Origin of the sequence: Morganella morganii (assembly GCF_019243775.1) — a bacterium.
Taxonomy (GTDB): domain Bacteria; phylum Pseudomonadota; class Gammaproteobacteria; order Enterobacterales; family Enterobacteriaceae; genus Morganella; species Morganella morganii.
On the sequence record NZ_CP069157.1, the window covers coordinates 73,347 to 92,756 of the forward strand.

31 protein-coding genes and 1 pseudogene are annotated in these 19,410 nt (G+C 45.3%); 22 read left to right on the plus strand and 10 right to left on the minus strand.

Annotated elements, in window-relative coordinates; genetic code table 11:
- Positions 1 to 553: 553 nt before the first annotated feature.
- A complete protein-coding gene (locus JL661_RS00320; protein WP_036418970.1) occupies positions 554 to 1,735 on the plus strand; it encodes a multidrug effflux MFS transporter in 1,182 nt (393 codons plus the stop codon).
- Positions 1,736 to 2,120: 385 nt separating this feature from the next.
- Here JL661_RS00320 and JL661_RS00325 read toward each other — a convergent pair whose 3' ends face one another.
- The 8 genes and pseudogenes from JL661_RS00325 to JL661_RS00360 form a co-directional block, all read right to left on the minus strand.
- Positions 2,121 to 2,591, minus strand: coding sequence for an oxidoreductase (locus JL661_RS00325; protein WP_073970200.1), 471 nt, complete (start codon positions 2,589 to 2,591; stop codon positions 2,121 to 2,123).
- Complete coding sequence (locus JL661_RS00330; protein ID WP_062773583.1) at positions 2,591 to 3,292, minus strand: DUF3800 domain-containing protein; 702 nt, start codon at positions 3,290 to 3,292, stop codon at positions 2,591 to 2,593. Before JL661_RS00330 ends, JL661_RS00325 begins: the two co-directional genes overlap by 1 nt.
- Positions 3,293 to 3,396: 104 nt before the next feature.
- Entirely contained in the window at positions 3,397 to 3,648 is a 252-nt protein-coding gene (locus JL661_RS00335; protein ID WP_062773519.1) for a pyocin activator PrtN family protein, read from the minus strand.
- A gap of 357 nt (positions 3,649 to 4,005) precedes the next feature.
- Positions 4,006 to 4,521: pseudogene (locus tag JL661_RS00340) on the minus strand (YfbR-like 5'-deoxynucleotidase); the annotation flags it as partial.
- Positions 4,522 to 4,563: 42 nt separating this feature from the next.
- Positions 4,564 to 4,791, minus strand: coding sequence for a hypothetical protein (locus JL661_RS00345; RefSeq protein WP_062773522.1), 228 nt, complete (start codon positions 4,789 to 4,791; stop codon positions 4,564 to 4,566).
- Between the two features lie 98 nt (positions 4,792 to 4,889).
- Positions 4,890 to 5,717 (minus strand): YfdQ family protein, encoded by an 828-nt coding sequence (locus JL661_RS00350; RefSeq protein ID WP_062773524.1) that lies wholly within the window; start codon positions 5,715 to 5,717, stop codon positions 4,890 to 4,892.
- A gap of 65 nt (positions 5,718 to 5,782) precedes the next feature.
- Positions 5,783 to 6,145 carry a hypothetical protein gene (locus JL661_RS00355; RefSeq protein WP_062773527.1) on the minus strand — a complete coding sequence of 121 codons (363 nt, stop codon included), beginning with the start codon at positions 6,143 to 6,145 and terminating at the stop codon, positions 5,783 to 5,785.
- Between the two features lie 221 nt (positions 6,146 to 6,366).
- Complete coding sequence (locus JL661_RS00360; RefSeq protein ID WP_062773530.1) at positions 6,367 to 6,579, minus strand: hypothetical protein; 213 nt, start codon at positions 6,577 to 6,579, stop codon at positions 6,367 to 6,369.
- A 151-nt stretch (positions 6,580 to 6,730) separates the two neighbouring features.
- Here JL661_RS00360 and JL661_RS00365 point away from each other — a divergent pair, with 151 nt between their 5' ends.
- A complete protein-coding gene (locus tag JL661_RS00365; RefSeq protein WP_062773533.1) occupies positions 6,731 to 7,618 on the plus strand; it encodes a BRCT domain-containing protein in 888 nt (295 codons plus the stop codon).
- On the opposite strand, the gene JL661_RS00370 is transcribed toward JL661_RS00365, so the two are convergent.
- Positions 7,604 to 8,290 carry an XRE family transcriptional regulator gene (locus JL661_RS00370; RefSeq protein WP_062773535.1) on the minus strand — a complete coding sequence of 229 codons (687 nt, stop codon included), beginning with the start codon at positions 8,288 to 8,290 and terminating at the stop codon, positions 7,604 to 7,606. The two genes, JL661_RS00365 and JL661_RS00370, sit on opposite strands and share 15 nt — an antisense overlap.
- Positions 8,291 to 8,415: 125 nt before the next feature.
- Between JL661_RS00370 and JL661_RS00375 the strand changes: the two genes are divergently transcribed.
- From JL661_RS00375 to JL661_RS00445, 15 genes are all read left to right on the plus strand, one after another.
- Positions 8,416 to 8,652, plus strand: coding sequence for a transcriptional regulator (locus tag JL661_RS00375; RefSeq protein WP_024475202.1), 237 nt, complete (start codon positions 8,416 to 8,418; stop codon positions 8,650 to 8,652).
- A gap of 57 nt (positions 8,653 to 8,709) precedes the next feature.
- Positions 8,710 to 9,369 (plus strand): hypothetical protein, encoded by a 660-nt coding sequence (locus JL661_RS00380; RefSeq protein WP_150974899.1) that lies wholly within the window; start codon positions 8,710 to 8,712, stop codon positions 9,367 to 9,369.
- Between the two features lie 23 nt (positions 9,370 to 9,392).
- Positions 9,393 to 9,890, plus strand: coding sequence for a YmfL family putative regulatory protein (locus JL661_RS00385; RefSeq protein ID WP_150974898.1), 498 nt, complete (start codon positions 9,393 to 9,395; stop codon positions 9,888 to 9,890).
- Positions 9,891 to 9,954: 64 nt separating this feature from the next.
- Positions 9,955 to 10,146 (plus strand): hypothetical protein, encoded by a 192-nt coding sequence (locus JL661_RS00390; RefSeq protein ID WP_062773544.1) that lies wholly within the window; start codon positions 9,955 to 9,957, stop codon positions 10,144 to 10,146.
- Positions 10,143 to 10,331: a DUF4222 domain-containing protein gene (locus tag JL661_RS00395; RefSeq protein ID WP_046024011.1), complete on the plus strand. Its 189-nt coding sequence runs from the start codon at positions 10,143 to 10,145 to the stop codon at positions 10,329 to 10,331. Before JL661_RS00390 ends, JL661_RS00395 begins: the two co-directional genes overlap by 4 nt.
- On the plus strand, positions 10,328 to 11,467 hold the full coding sequence (locus JL661_RS00400) for a hypothetical protein (RefSeq protein WP_062773547.1): 1,140 nt from the start codon (positions 10,328 to 10,330) through the stop codon (positions 11,465 to 11,467). The genes JL661_RS00395 and JL661_RS00400 overlap by 4 nt, the downstream gene beginning before the upstream one ends.
- On the plus strand, positions 11,464 to 11,712 hold the full coding sequence (locus tag JL661_RS00405; RefSeq protein WP_062773550.1) for a hypothetical protein: 249 nt from the start codon (positions 11,464 to 11,466) through the stop codon (positions 11,710 to 11,712). Before JL661_RS00400 ends, JL661_RS00405 begins: the two co-directional genes overlap by 4 nt.
- Positions 11,712 to 12,248, plus strand: a complete 537-nt coding sequence (locus JL661_RS00410) for a phage N-6-adenine-methyltransferase (protein WP_062773553.1) — start codon at positions 11,712 to 11,714, stop codon at positions 12,246 to 12,248. The genes JL661_RS00405 and JL661_RS00410 overlap by 1 nt, the downstream gene beginning before the upstream one ends.
- Positions 12,245 to 12,526 carry a hypothetical protein gene (locus tag JL661_RS00415; protein ID WP_218480998.1) on the plus strand — a complete coding sequence of 94 codons (282 nt, stop codon included), beginning with the start codon at positions 12,245 to 12,247 and terminating at the stop codon, positions 12,524 to 12,526. Before JL661_RS00410 ends, JL661_RS00415 begins: the two co-directional genes overlap by 4 nt.
- 130 nt (positions 12,527 to 12,656) lie before the next feature.
- Positions 12,657 to 12,833: a Lar family restriction alleviation protein gene (locus JL661_RS18610; protein WP_115072164.1), complete on the plus strand. Its 177-nt coding sequence runs from the start codon at positions 12,657 to 12,659 to the stop codon at positions 12,831 to 12,833.
- Positions 12,834 to 12,919: 86 nt separating this feature from the next.
- Positions 12,920 to 13,411 (plus strand): hypothetical protein, encoded by a 492-nt coding sequence (locus JL661_RS00425; RefSeq protein WP_150974897.1) that lies wholly within the window; start codon positions 12,920 to 12,922, stop codon positions 13,409 to 13,411.
- Between the two features lie 99 nt (positions 13,412 to 13,510).
- Entirely contained in the window at positions 13,511 to 14,299 is a 789-nt protein-coding gene (locus JL661_RS00430) for a KilA-N domain-containing protein (protein ID WP_062773561.1), read from the plus strand.
- Positions 14,299 to 15,315, plus strand: a complete 1,017-nt coding sequence (locus JL661_RS00435; protein ID WP_062773564.1) for a DUF968 domain-containing protein — start codon at positions 14,299 to 14,301, stop codon at positions 15,313 to 15,315. Before JL661_RS00430 ends, JL661_RS00435 begins: the two co-directional genes overlap by 1 nt.
- A gap of 30 nt (positions 15,316 to 15,345) precedes the next feature.
- A complete protein-coding gene (locus JL661_RS00440) occupies positions 15,346 to 16,023 on the plus strand; it encodes a bacteriophage antitermination protein Q (RefSeq protein WP_062773569.1) in 678 nt (225 codons plus the stop codon).
- Between the two features lie 634 nt (positions 16,024 to 16,657).
- Positions 16,658 to 16,954: a hypothetical protein gene (locus JL661_RS00445; RefSeq protein WP_150974950.1), complete on the plus strand. Its 297-nt coding sequence runs from the start codon at positions 16,658 to 16,660 to the stop codon at positions 16,952 to 16,954.
- A 49-nt stretch (positions 16,955 to 17,003) separates the two neighbouring features.
- Here the strand turns inward: JL661_RS00445 and JL661_RS00450 are convergent, their stop codons facing one another.
- Positions 17,004 to 17,558, minus strand: coding sequence for a hypothetical protein (locus JL661_RS00450; protein WP_049246077.1), 555 nt, complete (start codon positions 17,556 to 17,558; stop codon positions 17,004 to 17,006).
- A 20-nt stretch (positions 17,559 to 17,578) separates the two neighbouring features.
- On the opposite strand from JL661_RS00450, the gene JL661_RS00455 reads away from it, so the two are divergent.
- From JL661_RS00455 to JL661_RS00475, 5 genes are all read left to right on the plus strand, one after another.
- Complete coding sequence (locus tag JL661_RS00455; protein ID WP_062773576.1) at positions 17,579 to 17,890, plus strand: hypothetical protein; 312 nt, start codon at positions 17,579 to 17,581, stop codon at positions 17,888 to 17,890.
- Between the two features lie 242 nt (positions 17,891 to 18,132).
- The gene (locus tag JL661_RS00460) at positions 18,133 to 18,324 is read left to right on the plus strand and encodes a phage holin family protein (protein ID WP_062773578.1); all 192 of its coding nucleotides are present in this window, start codon (positions 18,133 to 18,135) and stop codon (positions 18,322 to 18,324) included.
- Positions 18,317 to 18,793 (plus strand): lysozyme, encoded by a 477-nt coding sequence (locus JL661_RS00465; protein ID WP_151298199.1) that lies wholly within the window; start codon positions 18,317 to 18,319, stop codon positions 18,791 to 18,793. Before JL661_RS00460 ends, JL661_RS00465 begins: the two co-directional genes overlap by 8 nt.
- Positions 18,775 to 18,933 (plus strand): hypothetical protein, encoded by a 159-nt coding sequence (locus tag JL661_RS00470; RefSeq protein ID WP_164091680.1) that lies wholly within the window; start codon positions 18,775 to 18,777, stop codon positions 18,931 to 18,933. Before JL661_RS00465 ends, JL661_RS00470 begins: the two co-directional genes overlap by 19 nt.
- Positions 18,930 to 19,382, plus strand: coding sequence for a lysis protein (locus JL661_RS00475; protein ID WP_062773665.1), 453 nt, complete (start codon positions 18,930 to 18,932; stop codon positions 19,380 to 19,382). The genes JL661_RS00470 and JL661_RS00475 overlap by 4 nt, the downstream gene beginning before the upstream one ends.
- Positions 19,383 to 19,410 lie beyond the last annotated feature (28 nt).

Here is a 19,410-nt window from a genome sequence, read left to right on the forward strand (position 1 = left end):
CTCAGCGATTTCATGTTGTTACAAAGAATACCCGGTTTTTAACATCTTACATGAATGATGAGTAAGCGGAATATTCTGATATTTAGTCGGGATTATACCTAATATAAAGATATTGATGCTGATTTTGAGTTCAAAATGGGTGATTTAACTACCTTTTCATGCTTTAGCGGAATGACAGACAACCCGGAAGTGTGATTGTTGTCTTACAATATGGCTGAAGATAGTTTGTTAAATTCTCTGAGGGTATTATGAGAAAATACAAAGGTTAAAATATCTGAATATTTCCATAAAATACATAAAATCAGGCGATAATATTTGTCAGTAATTGTATTGATATGTGTTATTTTGTTTACTTATAAAATAAGTAATATTGGCGGAAATCTATTCCTTCATTAAATAAAAAATCCAGGTTGATTGTAATTTCACTATATAATGAAATATACAGCATTGTTTTTTCTTTTAATTCACAGGTTTAGTTATAAGTGATGGTTGTAAAAAACAACAATTACGTGTATTTTTTGCTGTCGTCAGGTGATGAGTGAAATTTAACGGTATGCGGAATTTATTGCTTTTATTGTTAGTTATCGTGTTATTGGGACCATTGGGTATTGATCTTTATTTACCGGCTATTCCGGCAATTGCAAAAGGCCTGGGCAGCAGTGAGTCATTGATTCAGTCAACTATCTCGTTGTTTATTCTTGTATTAGGCGCAGGTCAGCTGATTTCCGGTCACCTGGTGGATAAATTCGGCCGCAGACCGATGGCGATGGTGGGCATGGTATTGTATATCGCCGGTTCCCTGACTGCTGCCTTTGCGGTGACTCCGGGGATGTTTATCGCTTCCCGGTTAATTCAGGGAGCGGGTGTCTGCTGTACCTCAGTGGTTGCTTTTACCTGTGTCCGCGATTGCTTTAACGGCAACGAAGCGGCACGTGCTTTCGGCTTTTTAAACGGGACATTAAATATTGTTCCGGCGCTGGCGCCGCTGCTGGGCGGTATTATGGCGGAATATTACGGTTGGCGGCTGCCTTTTGGCTTCCTGGCGCTGTATGCTTTTATTCTGCTGATTCTGACGGCTAAATATCTGCCGGAAACCCGGCCGGAAAGCAGTGCTCAGCATAAAGAGAACCCGCTGAAGAGCCTCGTTTCTGTGTTGTTCAGCAAGCGGTTTTTGATCTTTTCCCTGGTGAATGCCGGGACAATGGGAATGGTATTAACGTATGTTTCCCTGGCTCCGGCGGTACTGATGGGCGACGCGGCACTCAGCCCGTTACAGTTTTCGGTTGTGTTCGGCGCTAACGGATTTTGGATTATGGGGATCAGTATGATCGCCAACCGGGTGATCCGCAGAGCCGGACGGCCTGTTTGTCTGGTTTCCGGTGGTGTACTGATGGTGTTGGGGTGCATTGCGCTGGCACTGAGCCCGGTACTGTTCTCCGCACAAATACAGAATCACTGGCTGATCTATATGCTGCCGGTGGCCGCAGCCTGTGCCGGGCTGGCCTTTATTATGGGACCGGCAACCAGCTATGCCCTGGAGCCTTATTCTGATAACGCCGGTGTTGCCTCTGCACTGGTGGGGTTTATGCAGATGGCGGGCGGCGCAGTGCTGACGTTGGTTGCTATCGCATCACCCTTACCGCCGAAAACTGCACTGGCCGTCACTATGCTGTGCGGCGCCCTGCTGGCATGGAATGCGTACCGGGTGAGTAAAAAGGAACAGCGGCAGGCGTGATGCAGAAAGCGGAGATATCATACCTCTGTGATATACTCCGCCTTTGTTTTTCTTTCTGACTGATGTACTGAGATCCCGGATACACCATGCACCAAAACACACCAACAGAAAAAACCACTGAAAACCAGCAGTTACGCACTACTGGCGGCTATAAGAACCTTAACCGTTTCTCCGTTGCGCCCATGCTGGATGGGATTTACTGCTCATAAATATCAATAAGATATGGATTTGTGGGGTGCTATTGGTGTGCTATGTTTTAATGTAAGCTTCTATGTTTAACTTGACATAATGGATGAATAGCGTCTACTATTACATAAACTCATCTACCACGTGTAGAAAGAGCGTACGAACCCGGTGCATAGTAATATGTATCGGGTTCAGCTTTTTAAGATGTTGCTCGTTCCATGCTGTTTCTCAGAGACCTTTCTTTGCTGCTATAAGTTACAGTGTATGCAGTCTTAAGGAGCCAATAGTCTCTACGTTCTGAGAGGATCACAACATACTTTGCGGATTCGTGCCAAATAACCACTTCTCTAGTGCTTTTTCTTGCTTCTTCCCAACAATGCACATCACAGTGTTGATGATTTTGGATCATCCATGAGATCCATTTAATCCTTTTGCATCGTTCTAAATCAGGGATTCTATCTTGTTCTTGTCTATTATCAGAACCTTCCGATGTTAGATGCCAAAAACCGAATTCTTTATTTTTATATTCAGGTGAATATCTTGGCCTTACAGGTAATCCTCTAAATGTTATTCCAGAATTTAGGATATCTTCTTCAAAGTGACTATAAACAGATTCAATAAAATTAGAGAAATCGCCTTGAAACTCAATTAAATCTGGTAGATAGTCCATTATCTAGGCTCCCAAACAAATACATTAAACTTACGTTCAGTAGGTAATGTACTACGAAGAAGTTCTTTATTTGTATGATGTTTAATGCGATTTATTAATTTAATTTTCCCTTCATTTTGATGGAGGCCTCGATGTATATAACCAATTGCTCCAATGAACAAATCTGTTAATTGCAATATTTCTAGTTCATTAGACCTGACATGTTGTATTCTTTCTATTGACTCATGATTGTAATCATATTGATTGTTGTGCAGTATATTTTTTAATGATTCAATTTTTTCGATGCCAAGAGTATCTTTAATGTCTAAATATATTCGATATTTATGGTTACTTTCAATAATGTTTTTCAATACATAAAAAAACATTTTATAGTAAAATGTATTATGGTCTTGATTAAATCTTTGATGATCTAAATTTGATTTGTTAGGAACAACTACACACCTAAATCTTAATGCAGGATTTCCAAAAAAATAATCAACTAAGGCGAGATAAAAATCAATTTTTGAATTGGATACTTTAGTCCATTTTATTTCAAAAAATGGATTTAAGTTGAACTTGACCTTTAACTGACGAATATCTCGCCCTATCTTTTTTGTTACTGTGTCTGGACACCAAGTAGCGCCAAGTACCATTGCTGTTTGATGATCATTCAAGAGATGACAGGATTCATCACAATAAACATTAAATGCTCTGGTGTCCAAAGTATGCTCCAAAAAAGATTAATATTTTCGTAGTATACTATAAAATCTAATCTCAGGATGAACTGTGAAAAAATACAGTGGTTTTGTGGGGGAAGCAACCCCAGTCAAGTAAGTTTCTGTAATTCATTTTTGGCCTTGGCTCTCTCTGATTCAATCCATTCTGCCAGGTCGCTAATGTGTACCATCCGGATCGATTTCTGGCTGGTGGTGTCCCGGTAAACCGGAAATGGCAGCTCGCCTAAATTCGCTTTTTTATCTGCGTATGACTCGGTCATATTCAGAAATTTCTTTGCAACTACTGCCAGCGGGATCTGAGATGTTTCAAACTCCGCCATTAACAGAAATACGGTATTCATAATCTTCTCTCCACACATCGCCGTATACGATTAGAGGTTTTTAGGTCTAACCCACATACAGATCGGGCCGTCTTCATTGCCTGCTATCCAGACGATAAACCATCCATCACCATCGGGTTTTGTTGGTTCCCACGCTGAAACATTGGTATCACCTTCTTCAAAGTAGCTGAACCACACCGGGTGGAAGTTATCAATGTCGTCACGACAATACACCGCCAGGCATTCAAGATTGTTTTCATCGCACCACTGCTCTATTTCCTGATTCGATTCCAAACAAGGAACATTCGGATGAACCCAGTAACCATCAGGATCACGTCCTGGTTTTATGTATGAAATAGTTTTTTGTTGTTTACCAGAAGTTAGCATTTCAAACCGCGCCATAAACTGGTGATATGCCTGCGGTGGTGTCAGTGGCTGGATGATGATGTCATCATGCGGCGGAGCTGAATCCAGCATCGGTCAGTGGCTGCAGGGGTCTATTTCAAAGTCCCGCTTTTCGGTCGCCAGCATGACCAGATCTGCATAGTGAACATCAACTGTCATTACCGGCGGCAGTCCGAACTTCTCACGGATAACCGCTTCAATGCGTTTTTCCACGGCCTTGTAATCCGGAAGCATGGCTTTCAGCGGCGAGGCTATATCACCCATGTATGCTTCGGTGGCATCATGCAGCAGGGCTTCCAGTGCATATTCCGGCGGTACAATCTGGCTGATATATACAGAGTGCTGAGCCACGGAATAGAAACTCTCCAGTTGCCCGGCAAAGCGGCATTCATTCGACAGGCCACGCGCGATATCTTCGATACAGATCTGATCCGGAGTGATATTGGTGAAATCAATATGTTTTCCGGTACTGGTTGCTATATATGACATTTATCTCTCCACACAATTTAGGTAATAAAAAGCCATTATTTTTTAGTGTATATTTCTTTTTGTCAGAGTATCTTGTGCGGCTTTTGTTATTGCATTCGTTGTTGCTTCTTTGCCGGAAATATATTCACTAACTCTTTCTAAGAAATATTTAGTAAGAGGTTGTTCTTCATTAATATTAAGTTCATTCTGTACATCAACGTTAATAGTGGGTGGGGGGCCTAATGCCACAGTAATAATCATTTTAACGCTTTGTTTTTTTTGTTCAGGCATGGGGGCCTCTTTGTAATAAAGATTCTATATTTTATTAAACTAACTTATTCTCTGGTGTTGGCAGTAGAAATGCCGCCGGTTAAAGCGGCATAAAATAATTAAGCTTTGAATTTACCGATATAGGTTTGAATTTCGGTTTCTTCGAATTTATCAGCCAGCAGATCACGGAATTCCTGGGCGATTTGTTCTTCCAGTTTTTCCAACTGAACAATACGCAGTACCAGCACAGGTACATCACCACCGGTCAGAACGCTGTAACGCAGTTTGATAGCACGTTCAGACAGTTCATCGTATGGTGTGCAGGTAAACTGAAATACAGCAGGCATGATGTCACGGCTTTTTGCTTCCACGCTTTCCATTACGGAACGGCTGGCGCCAAAATCACGGTCTTCATGATCTGCGGAGCGGCTTGCTTCAATCGTGATTTTGCGTACGGCATTGATTGCTTGTTTAATATCGATGACATTACCTTCTGCATCAAACGCCATCAGGTTATCGCGCCAGTCTTCCAGCCATTCTGCCAGTTCTTTTTGACCCTGACGGCGACCGTTAACATTCAGCAGTGATGCAAAAGGCGCAGTCTTTTTCAGTGATACAGTGGCTGTATTATCAGCATGCCCGGGTTCACCGATGGTCCCGATATTGAAGATGGTTTTTGCGGCCATTTCATCAGCATCAATAAAACAGCTGACACCTTCCTCAATACCGTGTTGCAGGGAATATTTCACAAAATCAGCGATACTGGTTGTATCCATCGCACCACGGAAGCGGTAGCGGCCTTCCTGCAATTGTTCCAGGCTTTTAACATTGAAATCACTCGGTAAAACCACAGCAGGGCAGAGGGATTTATTTACAGCATCCAGACTTAATGAAGCAACAGCCATATTCTGAATCTGAGAAATAGCAGTTCCGTCTAAATTAGACATAAAAAGACTCCTGTTTAATTAAAAACATAAAAAGTAAATGGAATGGTTTATTTAAAAAAAGGAAATTACTTAACGGCTTTTAATTTCCCGTCGACACTTCCGTCAATACCAAATAATTGCCCCTGGTCTTCCGGCAGAATAGTCAGTTTCCCGCCTTTACCAACCCACATCGGTGTTTCGGTTGTATCCTCTTCCGATTTTTTACCGCGCTTAGTCGGGGTAATCATTTTCAGTTTGTGAGATATTTTCACACGGTCTTCATCTGACTGAGTGAATTTAAAAATCACATGTACTTCACCGGTACCGCCGTTCTTATTGGTACCGAAAGCGACTTCGTTCAGTGCAGCAGAAAGTTTGTTTTCAAACACACCGGCGTCTAACTCGGAGAGAAAGTCCGGTACACTGGTCATGCGGTTATTCTCGCTCATTGCGTTTTTCCTTTTGTTGTCTCTTCACACAAAGATAAGTCCACCAGCGGCAAGGCAAGGTATCTATCCGGCAGGACGATTTACGCCGGTGGACTTATGTTTGTAAAAAAATGGCGGCCGGCTGGTGGACTGCACCGTGGTATGCACGGCCGCTAATGGTATTGCATGGTTATTGTTGTGGGGTCGTTTACTCTTCACACAGTTATTCAGATACGCAGCCGTTACTGCGGTTGCACTGTTAAAGCACAGCGGTCTTCCCACTTTGCGATATCTTCATCATAACGAGCCAGAGCACGCTCGTGATCACGGATTGCTCTTTCGCGTTCTGTACGGAGTGATTGCAGTTTGTGAAGCGCCTGGGCTTTTTCGGTGATCCACGCGGCAACATCGTCTGCTGACATATTGTTAGTGGTGATGATTGGTTCGGTTTGCATTTGGTTATCCTCGTGGTATCCACAACTTTTAAAAATATTAGTAACACCGTTAAGTTGTAATGTAAGTTGTCGTAGTTATGTTGTCAACAACTTTTTGTGGTTTGATTTATTTTGACTGAAGGTAAAGGATATAAAAAAAGATGGAGGATCCATGGAAAATCTAAAGGTTTCTTATAATTACAAGAAAAACAGAGATAAATTATTTGCTAACTTAATCAGTATTATTGACGGGATATTGTCGGATGGTGTACTTCAAGATGATGAAATTCTGTATTTAAGTACTTGGTTGCTAGAAGCTGATGCAATAGCTGACAATGATATTGTTAAGTTATTAGTTATGCGAATCAATAGGATACTTGAAGACGGTATTATTACAGAGGATGAGCGCTCAGAGCTTAAAGAGGAGCTTGCGAGTATACAGAAAAACTTGATGGATCTTCCAAGTTTAGATCTGTATTCAAAAGAGTCAGATATTAACCTCCTAATTGGCCTATGCAAGGGGCTTATAGCAGACCGGAAGTTATTGGAACATGAGGTGAGGTATCTTAATTGGTGGCTCACCGTTAACGGGGCGTTGAAAAATAATTACCCAGGAAAACACCTGTATGAATGTGTCACTGAGGTTTTGGCCGATGGCGTAATAACCAAAGATGAAAGTGAGTTTTTGTATAATGAATTAGTAGCTTTCACTGGTTGTGATGTTGAGCTTGGGGTCGTTGATGGTATGACCACAAAACTGCCAACTGATCACATCGAACCATCAATGATAAATTCTTCAACATTCTGTTTAACAGGGAAATTTTTATCAGGAAAGCGCGCCGATATTGCAGAGAAAATAAAAAAACATGGTGGTGTAATTGATAAATCTGTCAGGCAAAGAACAAATTTTCTTGTTGTAGGCACTTTATCATCCCGTGATTGGGTTTACTCCAGCTTTGGGCGAAAAATAGAACAAACGCTGGAGTGGAAGACAAGCGGAATATCAGATATAAAAATTATCACCGAAGATCAGTTGATGACCGTACTACCAGCGTCTTGATGACCAAAAAACCCTACCTATAACGTGTATTCTTGCCCTGGTGTGGTCATAATTAAGCACTTCATCAGGGTATTCTTCTGAATTAAAGCTACGGACAATGAGTCCGCCATCCGGCAAACCAACCAATATTTTAACACGAAGCAATACCCCATCTCTGATGGCATAGAGGTCGCCGTCTTTTATCCTTTTATTTGTGATATCAACTGCAACCATATCCCCGCTGTTTAATACTGGGTAGAGGCTGTTACCTATTATTTTTACTAGGCGAGCATTCTCAGCGTTAACTCCGTAACGATTTAGCTCTTCTCTGCGGAATGGGTATGTTCCTATCCCTGTTTCTATAATTTCAGCATTGGCGCCGCAGCCGGCGGATAAATCTATATCCAAAATAGGAATACTCACAAATTCATATGGGTCATCAGGAACATCATCCCAATCTTTAATTGCCAGATCTACAATTTTAGCGTTTTCATCCTGGGCACCAAATTGTAACCAGTGCGCGGATACATTCAACGCTCTGGCCATATCAGCTATTTTTCTTGGTGACGAAGTTTTTCCCGCCTCAATCTTTCCGATAGATTGCTGCGATACACCAACTATGTCGGCCAATTCTTGCTGGCTTAACCCTGCTTTAATCCTCGCTTCTGCGAGTCGTTTTGCAATGCTCATCACAACTCCCTTATTTACCCCCTTTAAGATTACAACTTTTTGTTTTAACCATCCAACACCGAAAGGTTGTTAAGTGATGGCTTGTTGTGTATATTAAGGTTGTTATTAACTACTTAATGGTGTTACTTATGGCGAAACCAGATGCAAGACCTGTAGCCGCGCTTAAGAAAGCGGTTATAGCTGCTGGTGGGCAAACTGAATTGGCTCGCCAACTATCAGAAATGTCAGGGAAAAATATTAAACAGCAACAAATATGGAATTGGATTAACAGGGAAAAACAAACACCTGCGTCCAAAGTTGTTTTTGTGGAAAAGGCGTCAGGTGTTGCGAGATGCGAACTTCGACCTGACTTGTACGCGGATTAATTCTGCCATACGGATAGTCATCCGTTAACTACAACCCAATCTGAAAGTGAGTAGGCAATGAGAACATTAACGGTGCTTAATAAAAGTGAGAAGACATTCAGTTGCGTCAATTACGTCAGGAATACTGATGTCGTAGGCAAAACAGCCGGAGTCCATAATTTTGCGACCCTGCCGCCAAACAGCAAAGTATCTTTCTATGGCTGCGTTATATTTTTCCTGCTTTTTGCCGGAAAAATGAATGCTGAGAGCGTAAAAGTCAGGGTCGTTTCTGACATTAATATTTCCGGTCCTGTATTGCCTGAGGTTCTTTCTGAGCGTCAGTTCCATGGGATCGGAAATAAGATTGAACTCCTTCCTTTTGTCCCGTTTTTTGGCGAGGTAATGACCAGCCCAGACACCGAGACCGAAAGAAGTAATAGCCCAGCAAGCAGTCCAGACCAAAGTAATCAGGCGCGGGTTAGTGTTGAAAATCAGAACGAACTCACTCCAGAAGCTGCTGAGCATTTCGAATTACTCCTTTGGTTGATGTTATTTCAGTTTTTGGTGCTGTTCCCGCTCGGGATTTATTTCAGCATGTGTATCAGTCCGAGAATATTAGCAAAGCGCAGACGCTGGATGAGGTTTCATCAATTAAAAGCAAACCGGTTTCACAGAAAAAATCCCGGCAAAATTTACCGGATGCCCCGCAAAACATTCTGTCAGTGGCTTTGGTTCTGACAATAAAACACAGGATAGCAGCAATGAAAAATAAATTACCGGAAGAAATTCCAATTGTGGATCTTAAACAACGGGTTTCTGACTTTGTGGAAAGTTACCCAGGCGGTCATGAAGCCCTGGCGGCCATTCTGAATATCAGATTACCCGCGTTCCGTAATCGCTTTAACGAAAAAAACGGTACCGGTTATTTCACGCTGGGTCAGCTTGAAATACTGGAAGACCTGTCAGAAGAGAAATTTTTAGCTGATTACTTCAATGAGCGTATAGGCCGTGTTTCATACCAAAAGCCGGATGCCGGGGCACTTGACAGTGTTGAACTGCATGATCTGCGTATGCGGGTAGACCAGAGAAAGGCCGCGCTGAGCATGTGTATCGGGGAATCAATTTCGAATGACGGGTATATCGATGAAAAAGAAGCTATTGAGATTATCAGGAAACATAACCGGTGCATTGCCGCAGAAACTGAATACAGGCATTCGCTTATCGAAATTTACCGGAAGATTTACCGGAAGAAAGGGTGAAGCCGAAGGTATACGGCCTCCGGCTTCGGTCGCGCTATATCAATTTGTGTGAAGAGATAAACGCATGAGCAGATTAACTCATTTGGCAGGCTTTGCGCAACTCCGCGTTGCTCCTGTGAAGGGAGGTAAAGACCCTGCCGCATTTGTTTATACGGTAAGAGTACCGGAAGGTTTCACGGAAACAAACTACCAGTTTGTGAAGTGGGCGGTAGGTGATTTTAACCGTCAGGGTAAGACAGCAGGAGCCACAGCATGAAAGAAACAGCTGACAATCTGGATCGGTATTACACCGATCACCGGGGGCGGAAAGTTCACGTTGTCCGGTTTGACCGGCAAAACAGCCGGGTGATTTTCATGCGTGAGGGCTATGAGTATCCGTGTTTTGAACCTCTGAAAACCTTTCAGGAGCGGTATACACGCGTGGATGAGGTGAAACCATGAAAAGTGTGTTTGAAATCGTTCAGGCAATGTCCGGTCAGAAAAACGTTATTGTGATACCGGTGCCGTTCCTGGAGTTTTTTGCCGGTGATCAGCAGGCCCATGCATTAGGTGCTGTCCTGAATCAGCTGGTGTTCTGGTCCGGCGTTTCTTCCAGTGCCGGTGATGGCTGGTTCTACAAAAGTCATGAGGAGCTGGCTGATGAAATTAAGGGATTATCCGGAGAAGAACAGGCCCGTCGCCTGGTTAATAAGCTGCGCACGAAATATTTTCCGGGAATTATTGAGACGAAAGCAAAGAAAGTTAACGGCACCCCGGTAACGCACTATCGTATTGATGGGGAAGCCCTTTTACTGAAAATATTCCCTGATAAAACCGAAACATCGAAATCGACGAATGGAAACGTCGAAAGTGCGGAATCCAAACGTCGAAACTGCGGAATGGAAAACGCAGAAATGCAGGTTCCTGGAAACGTCGAAAGTGAGGTTTCCTATCTTTATACAGATCTTAAAACAGATCATAACTTACAGATCAATACTGACTCTTCGTCGCAGAATTCTGACGAATCCAGCGACAACCCTCTTAATGATTTTTTAACACGTAATCCTGATGCCGCTATCTACAGCGCTAATGGTCAGAAATGGGGGACACAGGATGATCTGGACTGCGCAAAATGGATTTCTGAGCGCCGCAAAGGGGTATTCGCAGAGCTCGGCCTGAAAGAGCCAAAAGAGCCTAATTTTACCGAATGGGCGAATGATGTCCGCCTCATGCGTCAGATTGACGGGCATTCGCACCGTGAAATTTGCGCCCTGTACAAGCGTGTGGCTGCTGATAATTTCTGGCGTAAGAATATTCAGAGTACCCGTTCACTCCGTGACAGCTGGGATGATTTAACCCTTCGCCTGGCCGAAACACAGCAATTAAAACCGTCTGTCGATATCGTGGCCCGCGAGAACGCATATACCCGCATTATCTGCAGTCGCTCAAAACCACAGACCAGAACTGAAGAAATTGCCCGCGATTTGGCAGGCAAGGCAGGGTTGCGCGGAATGAAGGAATTTGATGCCCGCCGTGCATGGGTTGGTATCTGGTCACAGGCCACAGAGCAGGCCGCAAAAGAACGGGAGGCAGCATGAACATGCGCTCAGAAAGCAAAGAGATTTACGGCGTGAGTGTGTTCCCGGTGCTGGCCGTCCTGCATCAGACCCGCCGGTGGTGGGTACTGCGTGACCTGAAAGACCACTGGAACAGCCGCCATAAAGTGAACAGTATTTGCCGCCGCCATGGCTGGGATGACCTCATTCGGTTCCAAAATATCGAGCGGCAGTATTTCATGACCCGCGCCACAGCTAAACGCTACCAGAGTGAGGGGGTTATCTGATGGCCGGATATGCAAGTAAAACAGCCCCTGAACACAAGGATAGCTGGCAAACTCCCGAATGGCTTTTCACGGCTCTGGATCTGGAGTTCGGATTTTATCTGGATGCCGCAGCGAGTGATATCAATGCACTTTGTTCCCGGTACCTGACTGAACAGGATGACGCTCTCAAATCGGAGTGGGTCAGTTATGGTGCTATCTGGTGCAACCCTCCATTCAGCAACATCCGTCCATGGGTGGAAAAGGCTGCCGAACAGTCACGCATGCAGAATCAGCCTGTCGTGATGCTGGTACCGGAAGATATGTCTGTTGGCTGGTTTCTGGAGGCGTTGAAAACGGTTGATGAAGTACGGGTTATTACCGGTGGACGTATCAATTTCGTTAATCCCGTCACCGGCGAGGAGAAAAAGGGTAACAGCAAGGGCTCCATGTTTCTTATCTGGCGTCCGTTTATTACCCCGCGCCGGGTGGTCAATACCACCCTGAAACAGGAGCTGGAAGCTATCGGGAATCAGTATCTGTCGGAGGTATCAGCATGATGCTTTATACCCGAATTGCGGAGGATATCCCGGCTGGTACGGAGCTCACTATCCCGGACATCATGGAAAAATACGGAGTCTCTTACACAAAAACCCAGTCGGCGACGCGTGTGTTAGAAAAAATCAATGCTGTTGATGTGGTTCACCGCAGAAAAGGCAGCCAGACCATATTCAGAGTGGTGCCGGATGCGCCGGTATTAGTCAGAAACTATGAAAGCAAAGTATCAGCGAAGCGGGACACTTTCAAAAAAAAAGAAGAATCCATTCGGAAGAAATAAACCCTGCGGGCAGGATGTAGCCGAGCGGGAATTTGTATCCGTACATAACAGACTATTTTCGGTATTAGCAGCGAAACGCCGTGAAATGAAGAAAAACAGCGGGGGGGGGGTGAGTAAGCAGATCAGAAAAATGCAGAAACTTAAACCGTGCCCGTTTTGCGGATGTGCTGATATCACGATACACCGCCCCAGCAGCCACGGGCTGACATTGTACGGTATTGCCTGTGATGGATGCGGTGTGCGGATGAAACGTTTTGATGAAGCTGAGGCGATCTCGGCCTGGAACCGGAGGGGTGATGATATTTGATCTTAAATTACCGCACTGGCAGTCACTGGACACCTGTCCATTCTGTGGTGGTAATGCTGAATTATCTTCGGATGGTGACGGGGTGTATGCAGGATGTTCACAGAAAGAATGTTTCATTCATCCAATCACGCTTACATACCCGACAAAACGCCAGGCAATCAGAGCCTGGAATGTGCGCCATAACCATCGAGGAAGTGATGAGTCGTAAATGTATGTTTTGTGGTGGGGAAACTGATTTGCTTTGTGATGGCGTGATTTGCTACATCGGAAAAAGAAGTGATGACGGCACTTTATCTGGCTTCTCAGCGGCTTATACGTGTGATGCTCCTATGTGTGCATCATGTTCAACATTTCACGGAAACCTGCACTGGCGCAAAGGCAATACTGGCGGGTTCGATTCACTGGATTACTGCCCTGTTTGTGTGCGTCAGGAAATCGGATTTGGACGTAAATTTATTTTTGACGAGATAGGTCAGGTGAAAATTCATCGGCAGGCGCACTATGCAAAATTTAAATCAAGAAAGGGCAATCATCTGCTGTCGCTCACCGGTGGCGGACAGATCTGCCTTGATATTTAACCGGAGTGAAAAAGTTGCTGGTGGTAAATCAGTGGTGACGATCGCCCCCTATGTGAGACGCGCAGTATACGGCTGCGCTTAATGAGTGGAGAGATAACGATGAGCAATCTGATTATTGTCGATGGTATTAATGTGCGCCGGGATATGGCTGGTCGCTATTGCCTGAATGATTTGCATCGGGCCGCTGGTGGAGAGGAAAGACATAAGCCGCCTTACTGGCTGAGAAATGCACAGACAGAGCAACTTATTGCCGAGTTGCAAATCTGCGACTCGGGTACACAGCCGGTAAATGTGCTGCGTGGTGGCACTGAACAGGGCACCTACGTGTGCAAAGAACTGGTTTATGCCTATGCGATGTGGATCAGTCCTTCATTCAATCTGAAAGTGATCCGCACGTTCGATGTGGTGGCCGGAACACAGCAGGCGATACAGCTGGCTGATAAGGTTCAGGCCGGAGCTATCCTGCTGGAGTCTATGGCGAAAACACTGAATCTGTCGAATTCGTCAAAGCTTGGCGGGTATCAGAAACTGCAAAAGATGGCCGGTCTTCCTGATCTGGCTCCGTCCTATACGATTGATGCACCGGCGGGCGCAGTGGATGGTTCCAGCAGACCGACAACCTCCCTGACAACACTACTGAGAAACCACAATGCCGCATTATCTGCGAACAGAGCGTATAAACGCCTTGCTGAACTGGGGATTGTGGAACAGAAAGCCCGTCCGGGTTCGAAGGGAACACAAAAACTGTTCTGGTCTGTCACATCAAAGGGGCTTCTGTACGGCAAAAATATCACATCTCCGGCGAACCCGAGGGAAACGCAGCCGCATTTCTTTGAGAGCAAATCAGCGGAACTGCTGGCACTGATGATGACCCCGGCGGTGGCCTGATGAATTACCTGTTAACCGGCTTTGTTCAGAAAGATACCCGGATCCTGATGTTTAATCCCGGTGCTGAGATTTGCAACTTCCGGAACGGTGCCCGTTATGTTGTCAGTGCAGCTCCCCGTTCAATGGATGGCATTCCGTCCGGCCGCGTTCCGGCAGATGCGCAGCCGCTGCTGACAGATGAGCGGGTGCTTCGTTTCCTGGATAATCCAGCCGTGATAAAAGCCGCCGGCGGACTATCCGGATCCCGTCACTACGTTAAATCAGTTGGCTACTGCCAGATTAACGATCCGGAAAACCCCTATCACCACCACGAACTGACCATGACCCGCCACAAAGATGGTTTTATCCGGACATGCTGGCACCATGACAACATCTTGCGGGCGGGTGATGTCCACCAGCAGCAGGCGGACGAAATTCTGTTACACAACCAACGGGCGTTTGTGGCACGCAGCATCTTTACCGATCTGCGGCTGCCAGCTGGTCATTTTCTTAATCCTTCCGATTTGTTCACCTGGTCGGTGATGCGCCGCGTCAGTGATCATCTTCCGGCCTTTATCAGTTCCTACATTCTGATGCAGAAACCGGAGGAAGAGATAACCGGCACCATGACAGAGCATTCCATTGTTCATCAACCGCGCTCACACAGCCGGATTGTTCATGACATCGTTGAGCAGATAAAGCCGGTCGTTGTTCCTGAGATAGAACCGGAGCCGCCAGCAAGTTTTATGCGGATCCCGAAGTTAAAGCGCTGGGAGAGTCTGAAATACCTACAGTGGGTGAAAAGCCAGCCGTGTTGTGTGTGCGGCCAGCAGGCGGACGACCCGCATCACATCATCGGTCACGGTACCGGCGGCACAGGTACAAAAGCACACGACATTTTTACTATCCCGCTGTGCCGGGTTCACCACGACGAGTTACACCGGGATCCGGCAGCATGGGAAGAAAAGCACGGCAGTCAGCTGGAGTTGTTATTTAAGTTTATGAACCGGTCATACGGGATCGGTGTTTTTGGTTAATGCGCTGTACGGAGCGCGGAGAGATAAACGATGATTGAGCACGATTTGCAGTACCTGCGGGATATGGCGACTATCGCAATGACTGACCACAGCAGCAGAACCAAAGGCCAGCTTGAAGCATTTGAGGGATTTGTATTGGGAAACACAACGCGCTACCCACGTAAAAAGCCCCGTGATATTACCGTGAACGGCAGAAAGGTAAGCCGTGAAACCGATGCGGTATCCTGCTGGTCAACACACTATTCCGTGTTACCGATGCCACCTATTGACCGGGTGGACTATCAGAACTGTTCCTGGCGGCGGGCAATTATGGAACTGGATGAGGCTGAGCAGTCCTGGCTGCTGTATTGCTATGGTAAAGAATTGAAGTTCTCACACCAGACGGCTATCACCGCCTATGTATGGAGCGAAATGCAGGAACGGATTAAAGGCCGCCGGGTGTCGAAGAAAGTAAAAGAACGACTCAGGGCGCTGGTATGGCTGGCAGTGCAGGACTACACCCTGAACAAAGACGGGTATTACTATCAGTCTGAACTGGCTGAGCTGGTGGGAGTAACTGCAAAAAATTGGAATAATAACTACAAAACACACTGGCAGGAGCTGCTGCTGATTTGTAAAACCCTGGACTGTGGCTCATTGCGAAAAATGAGAAACAACAGAGTGGAAATATGGCGCAAAAATACAGCAAAAACTTGCAAAAGTAGATAAATTAGGCCATATTTGATGGTAATTTGATATGTTGTCATAATTGTATATAAACCTCGCAATCGCGGGGTTTTTTATCGCCTGTAACCAGCTGATTTTTCTTAACTCTGTCAGGGAACCAGAATTGATATATTTACATACGGGGAAATCCCGCATGTATCTAACGCATCGATATTGTTCCGACATCGGAATTCCGATAACGAGGTAATCATGCTTGATGAGTTTGATGGCTTCGATGAGTTCGAAGGTTTTTAGCTTACAGGCTCAACCATCCGGAATTTCAGGATAGTTCACGCGTTCGGTTATTCCGGACAACAGGATACTTGCTGTGAAGCTCTGGTAGCGCAGGGCAGTCCGGCTGAACTAAGTCAGCCCCTCATTTCAGACACAAAAAAAGCCGGTTAACCCTAACCGGCTTCAACTACAGTTTTAAGTGGTATTAACGCGTTAAGTCGCGTAAGCACAATAATATAGAGTAATTTTACTCAAGTGCAATATTAAATGTTCATTTTGTGATGTCGCCATGTGCGGCCTTTTTCCGTTTACACCGCCACAGTATCAATCACCTCGTTATCACTTAACACAAGAGCTGTGTGCGGCTTTCTGATATCTACAAAAAGGTATTGAGATGATTAACATGAAAGATAAATTTATGTGCATATCTATCCGTCAGGATGGCTATGAAATGTTCTCTAATGGCGGGTGGGCGAGCTATAACAAAGACGGGAAAATTACAGATAGCTGCGGCGATGTTAATTCGTTTCCGGCAATCCTGAACGTTTCCGTCGCTGGGAAGAAAGAATTCGATACCGATAAAACACTGGAACGGCGGGTTGCCGATCTGGAAGAAAGGCTGACCGCCGAACAGGAAGTAGCCAGCCTTCAAGATCGAATTAGTGAGGTTATTCGTTCTTCATTTCGAAAGTTTCAATAGAAGAAAGTATTTCCAGGTAAGAGCCTGTCGTTTAAACAGGTGATTTGCATTACTCAGCGAATTTCAAGGCAACCCTTCGGAATAAAGAAAAATATGCTATGCATAATTTAACCATTACCGGAGTGTTTTGGTCTGACATCCTATATGTGAAAGAATCGTCATGATTATCAGGATGATACACTATTCCTTCTTCACTTAACTCAATTTCAATTTCCGCTGACTTAATAGAGTTGACCAAATCAATGATCTTGGCTGTTTTATCAGCTGGTATCTCAGCGTGAAGTAATTTGTGTGCAAATTGATTTCGAATCTGATTCAGTTCAAATAAAGCGTCATATGCTGCCCTGGGCATTCCAAGGCGCTGAGATAGTTTATTTTTATGTTCGAATGTCATTCTGAAACTGACGTCATCAGGGTTGTCTGGCTTATTTGCGAATAAGTCACACACATCAAGTCTTCCGGATATAAATGCTTCAAGGAAGCTTTCACAGGTCAGATGCAGGGTGAGTACCGAAATAAGAGGCGCCTCAGATCGGCATATGGTCACTATGGACTCTATAGTTTTATCAGAATCAAACAATCGGTCAAAAATATCAGTATTCATTTTTTCCTCGTGGACTTTTTATGAAAATTGAAAATGATGCATTGGTTATTCAGGATAAGACCAATAAAACAGTATGCGTGGTTGGTCGATTACCGGCAGTAAACAATATAACAGACAGCGCTCGGCATGGTGGTGATATAGATTTGAGCGCGTGTAAAAACAGTAATGATAAAACTGAAATCGGCGATACATGGTCACACCACGATCATCCTCTGCTTGATCTGTGGGATTCATTTAGCGAACAGCAAAAATCGGCCATAACGCAGGTGATTTTGTCATATCGTGCAGAACTGTTCGATCTGGAATGCCAGATAGACGAAAGCAACATATAAATAACAGTTCGGTCGCTCCGGCGGCCTTTTTTATTGCCTGCAACAATAAGAGCATTGGAATACGACAGGCTCATTACCTAATCCGTATTCGGCCACAGTGCTCTTCTTATTGCTTTCCCGCCGCTGGTGGGATTATCCGAATAATGCCGCAGCCACCTCATTTTAACCTGTTTAAAACATATAACCCGGTTGCGGCATTACCCCTATCACTCAACATACGGAACACTCCGCAGGGGGTGGATATGCGCATGCCTGACAAATATTCCAGCCCTACAGCATACGCCTGGGGACTTATAACCTCTGCTTTTGGCATTTTATCTCTGGATCAGTGGGCCATTGTTGCCGGGATCATCTGTACCGTCGGTACGTTCCTGGTGAACTGGTATTACAAACGGAAGGAATTCCAGTTGAAAGCAGGTGAACATCATGAATAACCGATTATTTAAAAAAGTCATGGCCGCTTGTGCCGCCGGGGCGATTGCCGGTGCGCTGGTGCTGATCCCCGCGTATGAGGGTGTTGAGTACAAACCTTACCGTGATGTGGCCGGAGTGCTTACCGTATGTTATGGCCATACCGGCAGTGATATTCAGCCCGGCAAGTTGTACACGGATGCTGAATGTAAGGCGCTGCTGCATGACGACCTGACGAAAGTCCGGCGCGCGATTGACCCGATGATCAAAGTACCGATTGATGACAATACCCGGGCGGCCATCTATTCATTTGCATATAACACCGGAACCGGTGCGTTCTCGCGTTCGACAATGCTGCGGAAACTCAATGCCGGTGATATCGCGGGTGCCTGTGACGAAATGAAACGCTGGACATTTGCCGGTGGTAAGCAGTGGCAGGGTCTGATTAACCGGCGCGAAACGGAGAACGCGGTATGCCACGGAACCCTTTAACACTGATCATCATTGCTATCATCCTGCTGACTACTGCTCTGTTGGCGGGTTGTTATCTGTATTCACTCCCGAATCACTGTAAGCCGCTGCCGGGCAATTCGCTGGATGGTGTGATCCATTATGAGTGTGAAGCGCTATGAACTGGAAAGAGGCGGTAATTGCCGCGCTGTTTATTGTTGCCGCCTGGTGGGTATATGACACCTACCGGGATAACCAGCAGTTGAAGGTCGATAACGCAGCCCTGAGTGGTCAGCTTGCAGAGCAGATAGCGGAGAATGAAAAATATCAGGAACGCACACAGAAGCTTCATGAACTGGACACCAGACACACACAGGAACTGGCAAATGCAAAAACTGAAATTGACCGGCTGCGTATTGCTGCTGACCGTAACCCTGAGCGGGTGTACATCAAAGCCAGTTGTCCTAAAACCGGCAGCGTTACCGCCACCGGCATGGATGATGCAGCCACCGCCCGACCTGATGACGCCGCTGTCAGAAATTATTGGTTACTCAGAGAGCGAATCGCAGAGTCAAAGCAGATGATCCTGGGATTACAGGAATATATAAATACTCAGTGCCTCGCTAAATAGCGGGGCTTTTATCACCAGAGGGAAAACT

Bases quoted from the DNA above. Each gene is read 5' to 3' on its own strand.
- JL661_RS00320 (WP_036418970.1), top strand. From the start codon at position 554: ATGCGGAATTTATTGCTTTTATTGTTAGTTATCGTGTTATTGGGACCA.
- JL661_RS00325 (WP_073970200.1), bottom strand. From the start codon at position 2,591: ATGGACTATCTACCAGATTTAATTGAGTTTCAAGGCGATTTCTCTAAT.
- JL661_RS00335 (WP_062773519.1), bottom strand. From the start codon at position 3,648: ATGAATACCGTATTTCTGTTAATGGCGGAGTTTGAAACATCTCAGATC.
- JL661_RS00345 (WP_062773522.1), bottom strand. From the start codon at position 4,791: ATGCCTGAACAAAAAAAACAAAGCGTTAAAATGATTATTACTGTGGCA.
- JL661_RS00350 (WP_062773524.1), bottom strand. From the start codon at position 5,717: ATGTCTAATTTAGACGGAACTGCTATTTCTCAGATTCAGAATATGGCT.
- JL661_RS00355 (WP_062773527.1), bottom strand. From the start codon at position 6,145: ATGAGCGAGAATAACCGCATGACCAGTGTACCGGACTTTCTCTCCGAG.
- JL661_RS00360 (WP_062773530.1), bottom strand. From the start codon at position 6,579: ATGCAAACCGAACCAATCATCACCACTAACAATATGTCAGCAGACGAT.
- JL661_RS00365 (WP_062773533.1), top strand. From the start codon at position 6,731: ATGGAAAATCTAAAGGTTTCTTATAATTACAAGAAAAACAGAGATAAA.
- JL661_RS00375 (WP_024475202.1), top strand. From the start codon at position 8,416: ATGGCGAAACCAGATGCAAGACCTGTAGCCGCGCTTAAGAAAGCGGTT.
- JL661_RS00380 (WP_150974899.1), top strand. From the start codon at position 8,710: ATGAGAACATTAACGGTGCTTAATAAAAGTGAGAAGACATTCAGTTGC.
- JL661_RS00385 (WP_150974898.1), top strand. From the start codon at position 9,393: ATGAAAAATAAATTACCGGAAGAAATTCCAATTGTGGATCTTAAACAA.
- JL661_RS00390 (WP_062773544.1), top strand. From the start codon at position 9,955: ATGAGCAGATTAACTCATTTGGCAGGCTTTGCGCAACTCCGCGTTGCT.
- JL661_RS00395 (WP_046024011.1), top strand. From the start codon at position 10,143: ATGAAAGAAACAGCTGACAATCTGGATCGGTATTACACCGATCACCGG.
- JL661_RS00400 (WP_062773547.1), top strand. From the start codon at position 10,328: ATGAAAAGTGTGTTTGAAATCGTTCAGGCAATGTCCGGTCAGAAAAAC.
- JL661_RS00405 (WP_062773550.1), top strand. From the start codon at position 11,464: ATGAACATGCGCTCAGAAAGCAAAGAGATTTACGGCGTGAGTGTGTTC.
- JL661_RS00410 (WP_062773553.1), top strand. From the start codon at position 11,712: ATGGCCGGATATGCAAGTAAAACAGCCCCTGAACACAAGGATAGCTGG.
- JL661_RS00415 (WP_218480998.1), top strand. From the start codon at position 12,245: ATGATGCTTTATACCCGAATTGCGGAGGATATCCCGGCTGGTACGGAG.
- JL661_RS18610 (WP_115072164.1), top strand. From the start codon at position 12,657: ATGCAGAAACTTAAACCGTGCCCGTTTTGCGGATGTGCTGATATCACG.
- JL661_RS00425 (WP_150974897.1), top strand. From the start codon at position 12,920: ATGCAGGATGTTCACAGAAAGAATGTTTCATTCATCCAATCACGCTTA.
- JL661_RS00430 (WP_062773561.1), top strand. From the start codon at position 13,511: ATGAGCAATCTGATTATTGTCGATGGTATTAATGTGCGCCGGGATATG.
- JL661_RS00435 (WP_062773564.1), top strand. From the start codon at position 14,299: ATGAATTACCTGTTAACCGGCTTTGTTCAGAAAGATACCCGGATCCTG.
- JL661_RS00440 (WP_062773569.1), top strand. From the start codon at position 15,346: ATGATTGAGCACGATTTGCAGTACCTGCGGGATATGGCGACTATCGCA.
- JL661_RS00445 (WP_150974950.1), top strand. From the start codon at position 16,658: ATGAAAGATAAATTTATGTGCATATCTATCCGTCAGGATGGCTATGAA.
- JL661_RS00450 (WP_049246077.1), bottom strand. From the start codon at position 17,558: ATGAATACTGATATTTTTGACCGATTGTTTGATTCTGATAAAACTATA.
- JL661_RS00455 (WP_062773576.1), top strand. From the start codon at position 17,579: ATGAAAATTGAAAATGATGCATTGGTTATTCAGGATAAGACCAATAAA.
- JL661_RS00460 (WP_062773578.1), top strand. From the start codon at position 18,133: ATGCGCATGCCTGACAAATATTCCAGCCCTACAGCATACGCCTGGGGA.
- JL661_RS00465 (WP_151298199.1), top strand. From the start codon at position 18,317: ATGAATAACCGATTATTTAAAAAAGTCATGGCCGCTTGTGCCGCCGGG.
- JL661_RS00470 (WP_164091680.1), top strand. From the start codon at position 18,775: ATGCCACGGAACCCTTTAACACTGATCATCATTGCTATCATCCTGCTG.
- JL661_RS00475 (WP_062773665.1), top strand. From the start codon at position 18,930: ATGAACTGGAAAGAGGCGGTAATTGCCGCGCTGTTTATTGTTGCCGCC.